Genomic DNA, 12,644 nt, shown 5'->3' with positions numbered 1-12,644 from the left:
TTCTATTATTTTCTAATACTGACTCATAAGTCATCAACAATAGTTTTCTTTGAGGCTCAACGTCATACGTTATGAGCCTCTTTGCTTTTAAAAATGCCCGCATCTTTACGGGTTTAGAATTTATCGACCATCAATACCTGCTGACCGATGGTAAAACCATCATAGGTATTCAGGAGAATGCTCCCGAAGGAGCAGAAGTAATCGATTGCTCCGATAGCATCATTGCTCCGGGCTTGATTGAACTTCAAGTTTATGGAGGGAAGGGGGCTTTGTTTACCACCGAGCCTACACCAGAAACCATCCAGAAAACCTACGAAGAACACCTCAAGGGCGGTACTACCCATTTTCAGATTACTTACCATACGGGGCCATTAAGCGGAATGCTGGCCGCTATTCAGGCTTGTCGGAGTTATCGACAGCAGGGTGGAGCCGGACTGGTAGGGCTGCATCTGGAAGGGCCTTACTTTAATCCCGTCAAGAAAGGAGCACATTTGCTTTCCTACATCCGAAAAGCGACTATCGCTGAGCTGACAGCATTAGTTGAAGCTGCGGATGATTTACCCCTTTACCTGACTCTTGCTCCCGAAGAAGCCGACCCTGAAGTGCTGGAATGGTTGCTGTCCAGTCCCATTCTTCTCTCCGCCGGGCATTCAAACGCGACGTATACTGAAGCCATCCAGGCCTTTGATCGGGGCATTGGACTAGTTACTCATTTATTTAATGCCATGTCGCCTTTCAACAGCCGCGAGCCGGGACTACTGGGAGCTACGCTGGATTCGTCGGTTCGGGCCAGTATCATCGCCGACGGTATTCATGTAGACTTTGCCAGCGTTCGAATTGCCAAGAAAATGATGGGAGATCGGCTCTTCCTCATTACCGATGCCGTCACTGAAGACACCCGTGGCGAATACAGATTCACGATCAATCCAGAACGCAGACGTTTTGAAGATGAAAACGGTACTTTATCCGGCTCTTCGCTGACGCTTATTGAAGCGGTGAAGAATTGCGTTAATGAGGTTGGCATTCCACTGGAGGAAGCTTTGCGAATGGCCTCGCTTTACCCCGCTCAAATCATTGGAAAAGATCATACGCTGGGCCGACTCGGGGCAGGTTACGAGGCCAGTTTCATCCTCTTTGATCAAAATTTTCAAATGAAGGGCTACCATACGGAGGGAAAGTTCACTCGCATTTAAAATTTATCAAAGGTTATTTTGGCTTAAATGCCACGCCTGACGGATGTTATAAAAAGGTTCCCTAAAAGCCCGTTTTCTTCTTTCAAAAAATTCCTTGTATCACCCGTCGAAACGCTTAATTTTGTTGAAGTACCCTCTCAAAATTAAAGAGAGTAAAAGAAAACGGCCCCGGTCGGGCCGTTTTTATTGCCCTATATTCGAATTTGGTTTTCAGCTAGTTACCCCTTCTTTGGGGCAGCAGGCACGGAGTCCCACTTTAAATCATAACCAAAAAATTATAATCCGTTATGGCTCAGGAGCACATTGGAAATGAACCGCTATTGATAGAAGATCCGATGCGATTTGTTCTCTTTCCCATCAAGCATCACGACATCTGGGAAATGTACAAAAAGCACGAAGCCTCTTTCTGGACAGCCGAGGAGATTGACCTGGGCCAGGATCTGAAAGACTGGGAAAATCTCAACGATGGCGAACGCCACTTTATCTCGCACGTACTGGCATTCTTCGCCGCTTCAGATGGTATCGTGAACGAAAACCTGGCCGTGAACTTCCTTAGTGAAGTGCAATACGCCGAAGCCAAATGCTTCTACGGTTTTCAGGTAATGATGGAAAATATTCACTCAGAAACCTATTCTCTTCTGATTGACACGTATATCAAAAATCCCGTTGAAAAAGACCGGATGTTGCGGGCAATTGATACGATTGAATGTGTGCAGAAAAAAGCCGAATGGGCTCTGCGTTGGATCGATAGCGACAACTTCGCCGAACGTCTGATCGCTTTTGCGGCCGTAGAAGGTATTTTCTTCTCTGGTTCGTTCTGCTCGATCTTCTGGCTGAAAAAACGGGGTCTGATGCCCGGTCTGTCGTTTTCAAACGAGCTGATTTCCCGAGATGAAGGATTGCACTGTGATTTTGCGTGTATGCTTTACACCAGCCACATCATAAACAAACTACCGAAAGAGCGAGTGTATCAGATCATTCTGGATGCCGTTGCCATCGAAAAAGAATTCGTAACGGACGCTCTGCCCGTTTCTCTGATCGGTATGAATGCCGTTCTGATGAGTCAATACATCGAATTCGTTGCTGACCGTCTCTTAGTGTCTCTTGGTTTGGAGAAACAGTTCAACGCTACGAACCCATTTGATTTCATGGAAATGATTTCGCTACAAGGCAAAACCAACTTCTTTGAAAAACGCGTGGGTGAATATCAGAAAGCCGGCGTTATGGCTAACCAGCAGGAAAAAGATGCTAACAAATTTGCGTTAGACGAAGATTTCTAGGACACCCTCCTGCTCTATACTAAAACCCGCGGCAATGAGCTGCGGGTTTTTTATGGGATCACTATGAAGCGAAGCTTCAAAATTTTTTTTTGAAAATGGACTTAGATTTTTATCAGGACGAGATTTTTGATAAAGTGAGTTACTCGGGGCAGCAAATTCGCCATAAAGAGTTCGAAAATTGTGTTTTTAAGCAATGCAATTTTTCTGAGAGTAACTTTTCATCCAATCGCTTTACGGATTGTACCTTTGTAAGTTGTAACATGGCTATGTTACCGCTTAACCGTTCCGTACTAAACAACGTTACCTTCAATGATTGTAAGTTAATTGGGGTGCACTTCAACACCTGCGAAAATGGATTTTTTAGCGTAAGTTTTAAAAAGTGTAAGTTAGACTTTAGCCTTTTTACTACTAAAAAATGATAAAGACACTCTTTGATGATTGTTCATTGAAAAGTGTAGATTTTTCATCGTGCGTATTAACGGGTAGTAACTTCCAGCATTGTGATCTGGAAAACGCCGTTTTTTCACAAACCAAACTGGATCAGGTTAACTTTTTAACCGCTTATAATTATACCATTGATCCCGAAAATAATTTGATTAAAAAGCTAGATTTTCTACGGAAGGTCTGGTAGGATTGCTGCGTAAATACGATCTAAAAATTGGTTAAGTTTTTTACTCTGATGTCCTGTTTTTCTACTTGAGGGCATCAACATTTATTATATATGCAATAACTATTTCATTTTTAGTATACTCTTCTATCTCATCCCATCTATTTACCGAACAGATTCTTTCTTTTTACATTCATCACAATAGTTCCTCTGCTCTTTTAGTCCCGATGTATATTTGTCTAAACTTCTATAAACCAAGTTGATAGAGGCAACATCCACATGGACAGGAAAACCTATTTACTTATCTTAGCACCCCTTCTCATCGCGTTAGACCTATACGCCATTACCTGGATTTTTGAATGGCTTTCTAAAGCGTCCAACGCTTTCGTTTTGCTCGGAATTATTGGATTCAGTGGTTTATTACTTATCAATTATTTACTTTTTAAATTCACCTTAGCCTTTTTAAAATCGTGAAAAAATTTACCTTAATCATTGCCGCTCTTTTTAGTTTATTCCTATACTCCTGCACCCGCATTGATGCCGGACATGAAGGGATTCGGGTCAAACAATATGGGTCCGACAAAGGGGTACAAGATGTGGTATTAGTAACAGGCCGAGTTTGGTATAATCCTTTCACAGAGGATGTGTATCAATCACCTTTGTACATGCAAACGGCGGATTACGAAGCATTTACCGTTAACGCAAAAGATGGTAGTGTTTTTACCGTAGATCCTACGATTTCTTTCCGCGTTCAGGCCGGAAAAAGTCCGCATATTTTTACCAAGTATCGAAAAGATATTCCTGAAATTACGAAGACAACTTTACTTAATTATGTGAAAGATGCCTTCCGTATTCAGATGAATAAATACACGACGGATGAGCTAATTTCCAACCGTCAACAATTCGAAAATGACGTACAACATACGCTCGATTCTTCCTTTAAAGCCGACGGTTTTTTACTGGAGCAATTGACCAGTGGCTTGGGTTACCCCGAGAGTATAGTTAGAGCAATTAATGCTAAAAACGAAGCTGTTCAGCAGGCGATGCAGGTGGAAAACGAGTTACGCGTAGCCGAAGCTCAGGCTCGGAAGAAGATCGTAGAAGCCGAGGCAGATGCCAAAGCCAATGAATTGCGTCAACGTACTTTATCTCCTCTATTGATTCAGCAGCAGTTTATTGAAAAATGGGACGGCAAGACGCCCTTATACGGGAACTCGCCTACCTTTTTCAAAAATGTTCAATAGGTCTTGTATCTGGTTGTTAGCGGCCGCCGCTGCGGTTGATAGTTATTGGTTGGTAGTTTTTTGTTTACAACGGTATTTAGTATAAGAGATTGTAGTTGCTGGCTAATAGGTTTTCCCTTCCGCTGCCAGCTTTTTCGCTGGCAGCAAGCCATTTCTATTCTGCCTTTTAATTGTCCAAGCCCAAAGATTATGCTGCCAGCGAAAAGCTGGCCGGGCCACACTGGCAGCAGCGTTCAATGGATTATTCCAATCTGAACCCTGCTCGTAGCTGTCATCACTAGTTGAGCGTTGGTCATTCTCTAGTTCATCTCTTCCTGATTGGATTTACGATGAATAATAAGTCGAACAGTCGTTATAAAAGCCAAAAAAATCATTCTTTTGTATTATCCAATCAAAGACTGATCATGGCATTTTTCTTTCGTTTTCATAAGTCTATTGCTTTTCAAAGATTCTCGCAGGCTTTATTCGTTACGCTTCTACTTTTTGTCACCCACGCACGAGCAGATGATGGCTATCGCTTATGGTTAAAATATGATCGTTTGAGTAAGGTTCAACCTATTCTCAACCATCTTCAAAGTATTACCATTCCCAGTGATTCGCCGACGATGAAAGTGGCGGCGAAAGAATTACAAACCGCCATTAAGGGGTTAACCGGAAAAACCCTGACCATTCAAAAGACTGCTAATGTGGGAAGTATTCTCCTGAAGATCAATCCCGCTGAGCTTGTCAATGCGGAGGGTTATCACCTTTCGCAATCCTCGAAAAACCTTATCATTTCGGCTAAAACAGAAATGGGGTTACTCTATGGAACCTTTGCTTTGTTACGGGAAATTCAGACGTTACAGCCGTTAGAAAAATTGAATGTTACCAGCAGTCCGAAAGTTCAGTATCGACTTTTAAACCATTGGGATAATAACAACGGCACTATTGAGCGGGGGTATGCCGGGTCTACACTCTGGCACTGGTTTGACTTACCCGACGTGATCGACCCGCGTTACCACGATTACGCCCGGGCGAATGCTTCGATTGGTATTAACGGAACCGTTCTGAATAATGTGAATGCCAGTGCCCGCTTTCTTACGCCGGAATACCTCAAAAAGGTAGCTGCTCTGGCCGACGTTTTTCGTCCGTATGGTATTAAGGTGTACCTATCCGTGTTTTTTGCAGCTCCGAAAACGCTTGGTGGACTTAAAACCTCTAATCCACTCGACCCGGAAGTGAAGCGTTGGTGGGCCGAAAAAACGAAAGAAATTTATACCCTGATTCCTGATTTCGGTGGGTATCTGGTAAAGGCGAACTCCGAAGGTGAGCCCGGCCCACAGGATTATGACCGTACCCACGCCGACGGTGCCCGGATGTTATCTGAAGCTTTAGCTCCTTATCCTCAAGGAATTGTCATGTGGCGTTCGTTTGTCTATAAAGCTGATCCCAACGGGGATCGGTTCAAGGCAGGTTATGAAGAATTTAAGCCGCTGGACGGAAAATTTGATTCAAACGTACTGGTTCAGGTCAAAAATGGACCAATTGATTTTCAGCCCCGCGAGCCCTTTCATCCGCTTTTCGGGGCCATGCCCCAAACCCCTCTGATGATGGAATTTCAGCTTACTCAGGAATACCTGGGTTTTGCTACCCATCTAGCTTATATGGCTCCTCTGTTCAAGGAATGTCTGGATTCGGATACCTACGCGAAGGGTAAGGGTTCTACAGTTGCTAAAGTTATTGATGGCTCGGTACATGGTTATCAGAAAACGGGCATGGCGGGCGTCGCTAATACAGGGTCTGATCGTAACTGGACGGGCCATCCGATGGGGCAGGCTAACTGGTATGCCTTTGGTCGTCTGGCTTGGGATTATACGCTTTCCTCGGAAAAAATCGCCGAAGAATGGATTCGTATGACGCTTACGAATGATACCAAAGCGGTTGCGACTATTCAGAACATGCTAGTCAATTCCCGCGAAACGCTGGTGAATTACATGACGCCGCTGGGCTTGCATCACATCATGGGTAATAACCTGCATTATGGGCCCAACCCCTGGCTTGCTAAAAACGTCCGGCCCGACTGGACTTCAGTGTATTACCACAAAGCCGATGAAAATGGTATTGGCTTTGATCGTACTGAATCGGGCAGTAAAGCCCTGCATTTGTATGCTCCTGAAGTGCAGAAACAATGGGATGCCGCTTCCTGCCCACCTGAATATTTACTCTGGTTTCATCATGTACCCTGGACGCATCCCATGCCTTCGGGAAGAATTCTTTGGGATGAACTTTGCCACCGCTATTACGCAGGTGTAGCCGGAGTAACCCGGATGCAACAACAATGGGAGGGCGTTAAAAATCAGATTGATCCTGAGATTTTTGAGAATGTAAAAGGGAAACTCAGCATTCAACACCGCGAAGCCCTTTGGTGGCGGGATGCTTGCGTATTATACTTCCAGACCCTCTCCAAACGACCTATTCCCGAAGGTTTGGAAAAACCTACCCGGACCTTGGAAGAGGTAAAACAACTGGTGGATGTATATCAGATTCGGTAAGTTATTCTACTATAATTGGTCCAATGAATTCGATCGTCTTACTCACTTCTGATTTATAGTAAATCACATCACTAATAAAAGTACTTATCTCATGGAATCGCTTTTCCTGCCTCTACTGAAGTGTAGGGGCAAAGCAATTGCTGTATTCAGACCTATTGCTCTCATGATTGGCTGAATATTCAATAGCCATCCTTGATCAGGGGAGCGTTTCAAGAAAAGGGAAATCAATAAAGTGTTTAGGGAAATCTGTAAACTCTATGTTTTGAAACGCCTTATATAATCGATCTAATTCAGCCGTAGAAAGGGTTACACTGTATCTTTCAATGCCCCCTGCAATAGCTGACTATCTGAGTTATACTCACTAAAATCTGAGGAAATTAAAAGCTAAAATCATCTGGTCTTTTTTCAGGAGACGGGTTTGAACAGCTACCTATTACCAATGATAAGGATAGAGCAGTAAACCAGGTTTTAAGAGCATTCCAATTTTTCATTAGCTCGTATTTCCAAACTTCTAAAAAGCGTTCGGGAAGTTCTACTACCCAAACGTCTCTTGCAAAGGTTAGGTAACAAATCACACATAAAGGGGCTTTTGCTAAGCAAAATATAACGTTAATAAATAATTGGTATGAAATTTTAGTTTAAGCACCTACTCACTCTGATTGAGTAAAATAAAACTTAAACTATTCAACTTTTATGGAACGTGAAATTGTATACGCCAAGTCATTAGCACCCGTTAAACGGATTTCCTGGAGTGCTGTATTTGCTGGGGTTTTGATTGCAGTAGTCTCTCAATTGTTATTAAGTCTACTAGGGTTAGGGATCGGCCTTTCTACGATTGATCCCGTGGAAGAACAGAATCCTACCGCCGGACTGGGCATCGGAACGGCAATCTGGTATATCATCAGCAGCCTGCTTTCCTTACTGGCCGGAGGATGGGTGGCAGGTCGGCTGGCAAGTACTCCCCGCTTGTTTGACGGTATTATTCACGGTGTGCTAACCTGGAGTCTGATGACGCTCCTGACCATCTATTTTCTGACCACTACGGTTGGTAGCCTGATTGGAGGAGCTAGTCGGCTCGTAGGGGGCATTGTTCGCACGGCCGGTTCAGCTGCTGGTTCGGTAGCCTCCGCAGCAGGTCCTCAATTGGGAGAAGCAGTCAAAGGAACCCTAGCTGAAAATGGAATTAATATCAACGATCTGGACCTCAAAGATCTGCGTAGCGAAGTAAATACCCTTTTACGTCAGACCGGAAATCCAGCTCTGAATCCTAATACGCTGGATCGTAAAGCAGATCAGGCTGGTAAAGATCTTAAAGCCTCTGCTGGTCAGGCAGCTGAAAATCCGCAAGCTACCGACGATATTGCTAATGGTTTATTTGATCGTCTGTTCCGTCAGGGTCAGGCTACGGTTAATCAGGTAGATCGCGAAGATGCCGTTAACGTCGTTATGAAACGCACGAACAAAAGCCGGGCAGAATCTGAGCAGATTGTGGATAACTGGATTAACACCTACAAACAGGCCGCGGCTAAATTTGAGCAAACGAAACGTGAGACCGCAGAAAAAGCCCGCGAGGCTGCTGATAAGGCTGCTTCAGCCGCTTCCAAAGGAGCCATCATGGGCTTCTTCGGATTACTGGTTGGTATTGTTGCCGCTGGGTATGGAGCTAAACTGGGCACTACCTCTAAGGCTAACCTGAACGCTTATGATGTACCCGTGCAGTAGTTTTTTACATGCCTGATTTTCCTGACCAAATTCGTTTGGATAATCACAGGCTTTTAGTAATCAATAAGTTAGAAGGCCAGATAGAGATTGCTTTGCAACCTATCCGGCCTTCTAACTTATTGATTATTTTCCTCTCTGATATACCCGCACGTAATCAATTTCGTAACGGGCGGGGAATTTGCTGGCACTTGGATCGCCACCGTTATCGCCACCCAGAGCGAGGTTAACTAACACATAATGCGGTTGGTGGAAGGGATTAGAGCCGTCAGCATTCAACGTCTTACTTAATTCCGTGGTGTTTAGTAACTGATCATCCACGTATAAACGAATCTCTTTTTCGTCCCAATCCATTCGCCAGACGTGAAATTTATCGGCCCATTCGGGGTCATTAAACGTCGACAAGGGTGTTTTTACGGTATTCCATTTTGCTTTATATGCCTGGTCAGTGCCCCAGGCAGTATTAGCCAAAATCGTGTTCTGGTAGTACTCCATGATGTCAATTTCACCGTTGGAAGGCCACTGGCCCTTTATGCCCAGCGTCCAGAAAGCGGGCCACATGCCGGGCTGAACGTCGAGCTTCGCACGCATTTCAAAACGACCGTATTGCCACGCGTGTAAATCTCTGGTTAACAAACTTGAAGAGGTATAATCAATTGTTTTACGACTCTTCCGCCAGTCCATACTTCCTTCCTCATAAAGCGGATTAGGCCGGGATTCTTTTCGGGCTTCTATGATTAAGAAACCATTTTCACAGCGAGCATTTTCTGACTGATACCATTGCAATTCTCCATTGCGGACAAACCCTTTTTCGAAAGTCCAGTTTTTCGGATTGGGCTCACCATTGGTATTGAATTCATCAGCCCAGACGAGTTTATATTTTTGGGGAGGGTGAAAGGAGAGGCACGTAATAACGCTGCCAAGTAACAAAAAGGGGCGAATCATAGAATTGAGGTTAACAGGATAGTAAAGATAAAGCTGCCCGTCTGAAGACCAGCAGCCTTGAAAATACTTATTTGGCAATTAATACCGCCCCTCGCTTCGTTTCGACGCCGCGTTCCGGGAAATACGTGCTTCGATACTGAACGGTCCAGGCATACGTCTGTGGCGGGAATGTCCGGCCTTTGTAGGTGCCGTCCCACATTTCGTTACGATTGGTGGTGCGGAAAATCAGTTCACCCCAACGGTCATACACCCGGAATTCGTAATCCTGATCGGAAATATGATTGGTAATGACCTGTAACTGATCGTTCTGACCGTCACCATTGGGCGAGAAGGCATCCGGGACGAAGATTTGGGGTTCACACAAATCTATTACTTTGATCGCATGAGCTTCCGTGCACCCGTCGTTAGTGCTGATTTCAACGGTATAAACGCCGACTCGGTTGACCGTAATGGTTCGTGTGAATTCATTCCCCGGTAGCCATCGATACTGGTAATTCATGTTGTTCCCCGCACTCAGCATAATCGACTGATTATTAGGCTGACAAAGGGAAGCCTCCGGCTGAACGGTGACGTTTGGAAGCGGTAATAAATCCACGCGTACGGTATCGGTAACTTCGCAGGTAATGCCATTTGTTCGGGGAATCATTACCACTACAGAATAATTACCAGCCTGCGTTACGTCTATCACCTGCGTATTCTGACCCGTATTCCATAGATACGATGCTCCTCCTGGCAGGGCATCCAGTTGAAGGGTATCATTCGTACACAGCTTTTTATCGGGGCCTAAGCTATATAACGGCGGTCGTTCGAGGATGACGTTAATCGTATCCAGCGAATAACAATCGCCAATCAATACCCCCACTACATAACGTCCTGATGAATCGATCTGAATTTTGGAAGCCGTACTATCGACAGCTAATTGCCGACCATTTCTGAACCACAAATATTTGCTATTCGGGTAGGGGTTTTTGCTATCCAGCGTTACCGTCCGTGAACATACATTCAGATCCTGACCAAGGTTTGCAATGGGCTGTGGGTTGACCTTGACCTGCTGAGTCATCGTTGTATCCTTACAATCATTATACTGCCTTAACGTAACCGTATACGTTCCCGGAGCCGCGTATAAGTGCGTCTCGGACTGCTTGGTTCCCTTGGCCGAACCATCCCCAAATCCCACTCATATTTATCCTTCAATGGATCACAGATGGCCCCTGTGGTTAATTCCACGGGTTCTCCAAAGCAGACATCTTCGGCACTAATGCCCGGCCCCGACGGAGGCTCAATAATACTCTGAACGAAGTTGGGTAAACCTAGTTGACTCCGTTTTCCGGCCAGATAAAAACCATCCAGTTGAAAATCTACTTCCGTTGAATCGCCGCTGGAAGGGGTAATGACTCCGAGGTATTCGCTGTCTTTGATAGCCATGTAAATCTTGCCATCGGGAGCGTATTGCAAGGCTCCAAACTCTTTCTCAGAACGAGCTACCTCAATGCGGGTAGAAGCAATGGTGGTTGAGTCAGCTCCGGTGAGGTCATATTGGTACAAAACAGATTCTGTGCTGTCATTCCCTCGCAAACTAACATAAACTTTTTCGCCATCCGGGGAGAATTCCAACCCATAGGCAGAGGGCGGAGCCGGCCCTAAATCGAGCGTAATGGGTGGAGGAGTAATGGCTCCGGTAGAATCATTGAAGTTATAAATCTCGACGTAATTCCGGGCGGGGCCGGGAATTACTACGCCCATTTTCCCGCCTGAAGTAGCAAATTTAATCTGGCCTTCCCCCTGGTATTTAGTGGTATGGGGAAGCCCAATCGAAGGAGAATTCGCATCTTCCAGCCCGCTCTTGGTCAGACGTTTGAGAATAAATTTACTGGTTCCGTTTTCGTGACTTAATACCCAGTACGATGAATCAGCCGGGTTTTGAATCGAGGTTAACCGCTCGCTGACATTACATTCACCCGTCTGGTTATTTTTATCGAGAATAATTCCTTTCCCGCCATTTCCCCGCATATCTACCCGGGTGTATTCCAGACATCGAATGGAGTCGTTTACATCGCGGGTGGTAAACACATAATAAATGGTTTCACATCCTCGACAACTCGGCTGAGGAACAATCAGAGCGGCCTGCGTAGAACCTCGACTCCCGTTCAAACTAGTAGTATCCGAAGGGTCACGGGAGGGCATGGGGTTACCCTCAGCGTCATAAATCGTTATTCCGTCCGTATAAAAAAGTAAATCACCTTTTCGATTGGAAATAGAAGAGGTCCCCTCCGGCGTATTGATTTTTCCATCCGTTATAGCCGAAGGCTGTCCTCCTTCAAAGTTAATACCCGCGTTAGATCCGAAGTACCATTTCGAGGCCTGCTGATCCGACTCGCCGCATATTTTGACATTAATACGATCCGTTACGGTGCAACTATCGGCATTCATTACTTCGACTGAGTAACATCCTTTTTCCGTTACCGTAATGGTTCGGGTAGTATCACCCGTTGGGTACCATAGATACTTAACTGTCCCTTCCGCAGGAGGGGTTCCCTGAAAAGATTTGGAATCATAAGGGTCCAGAACCAGTGGGTTATCCTTACAAATGGTCGTATCTTCTTTTCCCTGAAAAAACTCGAAAGCAGGTGGTAAAGCCGAAATTCGGATGGTAGTGTCTTTAGAATAAGTACCGCCTGCCCTTAAATTTCCAGTAACCTTAACATTGTACGAACCCGGTTGCAGGTACAGGTGAGCCGGTTTTGCTTTCATTGACCTATTGGCCTGAGGATCGGGAGAATTGGGATCTTGAAACGTCCAGTTCCAGCTAGAAGCCGTAACGCCAGTAAGCTCAAACCGGGTAGAGTCGCCATTACAACCCTGCTCAGGCTCGCATTTTCGCCCGGTTACCTTAATGGTCTGGGCTTCGGCAATTCCCCAACAGGCCATCCAGAAAAGTAATGTAAAATATATCTTTCGAATCATACCCGATGAAGCTTTTTATACGTTTTAGACGACGTAGGTCGGGGGAAGTCTCTGGGCTGGATTGGATTCAGAGGCAAACACCAGACTACTACGCTGAGTTATTCACTGTTACTGGCGGTAATCCCTCGCTAAGACACCGTTTAAACATGGGTAGTTCGAAC

The 12,644-nt window shown here is 45.1% G+C and carries 10 protein-coding genes; 7 read left to right on the top strand and 3 right to left on the bottom strand.

Annotated elements, in window-relative coordinates:
• Nucleotides 1-71: 71 nt before the first annotated feature.
• The 7 genes from nagA to BWI96_RS09795 all read left to right on the top strand — a co-directional run bounded on the left by nagA (nucleotide 72) and on the right by BWI96_RS09795 (nucleotide 8,577).
• Nucleotides 72-1,193: an N-acetylglucosamine-6-phosphate deacetylase gene (gene nagA / locus BWI96_RS09825; RefSeq protein ID WP_106636475.1), complete on the top strand. Its 1,122-nt coding sequence runs from the start codon at nucleotides 72-74 to the stop codon at nucleotides 1,191-1,193.
• Nucleotides 1,194-1,480: 287 nt separating this feature from the next.
• Complete coding sequence (locus BWI96_RS09820; RefSeq protein ID WP_106636474.1) at nucleotides 1,481-2,473, top strand: ribonucleoside-diphosphate reductase small subunit; 993 nt, start codon at nucleotides 1,481-1,483, stop codon at nucleotides 2,471-2,473.
• 95 nt (nucleotides 2,474-2,568) lie between these two features.
• A complete protein-coding gene (locus BWI96_RS22340; protein ID WP_232793669.1) occupies nucleotides 2,569-2,892 on the top strand; it encodes a pentapeptide repeat-containing protein in 324 nt (107 codons plus the stop codon).
• On the top strand, nucleotides 2,889-3,104 hold the full coding sequence (locus BWI96_RS22335) for a pentapeptide repeat-containing protein (RefSeq protein WP_232793668.1): 216 nt from the start codon (nucleotides 2,889-2,891) through the stop codon (nucleotides 3,102-3,104). The genes BWI96_RS22340 and BWI96_RS22335 overlap by 4 nt, the downstream gene beginning before the upstream one ends.
• Before the next feature lie 446 nt (nucleotides 3,105-3,550).
• Nucleotides 3,551-4,324 carry a prohibitin family protein gene (locus tag BWI96_RS09805; RefSeq protein WP_157830293.1) on the top strand — a complete coding sequence of 258 codons (774 nt, stop codon included), beginning with the start codon at nucleotides 3,551-3,553 and terminating at the stop codon, nucleotides 4,322-4,324.
• Nucleotides 4,325-4,728: 404 nt separating this feature from the next.
• Nucleotides 4,729-6,855, top strand: a complete 2,127-nt coding sequence (locus BWI96_RS09800) for an alpha-glucuronidase family glycosyl hydrolase (RefSeq protein ID WP_106636653.1) — start codon at nucleotides 4,729-4,731, stop codon at nucleotides 6,853-6,855.
• A gap of 693 nt (nucleotides 6,856-7,548) precedes the next feature.
• Entirely contained in the window at nucleotides 7,549-8,577 is a 1,029-nt protein-coding gene (locus BWI96_RS09795) for a YrzE family protein (RefSeq protein ID WP_106636471.1), read from the top strand.
• Nucleotides 8,578-8,700: 123 nt separating this feature from the next.
• Here the strand turns inward: BWI96_RS09795 and BWI96_RS09790 are convergent, their stop codons facing one another.
• The 3 genes from BWI96_RS09790 to BWI96_RS09780 form a co-directional block, all read right to left on the bottom strand.
• Nucleotides 8,701-9,519 carry a family 16 glycosylhydrolase gene (locus tag BWI96_RS09790; RefSeq protein ID WP_106636652.1) on the bottom strand — a complete coding sequence of 273 codons (819 nt, stop codon included), beginning with the start codon at nucleotides 9,517-9,519 and terminating at the stop codon, nucleotides 8,701-8,703.
• A gap of 67 nt (nucleotides 9,520-9,586) precedes the next feature.
• Nucleotides 9,587-10,696: a T9SS type B sorting domain-containing protein gene (locus BWI96_RS09785; RefSeq protein WP_369804131.1), complete on the bottom strand. Its 1,110-nt coding sequence runs from the start codon at nucleotides 10,694-10,696 to the stop codon at nucleotides 9,587-9,589.
• Nucleotides 10,609-12,483 carry a hypothetical protein gene (locus tag BWI96_RS09780; RefSeq protein WP_106636469.1) on the bottom strand — a complete coding sequence of 625 codons (1,875 nt, stop codon included), beginning with the start codon at nucleotides 12,481-12,483 and terminating at the stop codon, nucleotides 10,609-10,611. The genes BWI96_RS09785 and BWI96_RS09780 overlap by 88 nt, the downstream gene beginning before the upstream one ends.
• Nucleotides 12,484-12,644 lie beyond the last annotated feature (161 nt).

It is taken from the genome of Siphonobacter sp. SORGH_AS_0500 (assembly GCF_002838835.1).
GTDB lineage: Bacteria > Bacteroidota > Bacteroidia > Cytophagales > Spirosomataceae > Siphonobacter.
This window is presented reverse-complemented; position numbering and strand designations above follow the sequence as displayed.

What these genes read in the sequence shown, in the direction of transcription:
- nagA (WP_106636475.1), top strand. Translation starts at nt 72, where the DNA reads ATGAGCCTCTTTGCTTTTAAAAATGCCCGCATCTTTACGGGTTTAGAA.
- BWI96_RS09820 (WP_106636474.1), top strand. Translation starts at nt 1,481, where the DNA reads ATGGCTCAGGAGCACATTGGAAATGAACCGCTATTGATAGAAGATCCG.
- BWI96_RS22340 (WP_232793669.1), top strand. Translation starts at nt 2,569, where the DNA reads ATGGACTTAGATTTTTATCAGGACGAGATTTTTGATAAAGTGAGTTAC.
- BWI96_RS22335 (WP_232793668.1), top strand. Translation starts at nt 2,889, where the DNA reads ATGATAAAGACACTCTTTGATGATTGTTCATTGAAAAGTGTAGATTTT.
- BWI96_RS09800 (WP_106636653.1), top strand. Translation starts at nt 4,729, where the DNA reads ATGGCATTTTTCTTTCGTTTTCATAAGTCTATTGCTTTTCAAAGATTC.
- BWI96_RS09795 (WP_106636471.1), top strand. Translation starts at nt 7,549, where the DNA reads ATGGAACGTGAAATTGTATACGCCAAGTCATTAGCACCCGTTAAACGG.
- BWI96_RS09790 (WP_106636652.1), bottom strand. Translation starts at nt 9,519, where the DNA reads ATGATTCGCCCCTTTTTGTTACTTGGCAGCGTTATTACGTGCCTCTCC.
- BWI96_RS09780 (WP_106636469.1), bottom strand. Translation starts at nt 12,483, where the DNA reads ATGATTCGAAAGATATATTTTACATTACTTTTCTGGATGGCCTGTTGG.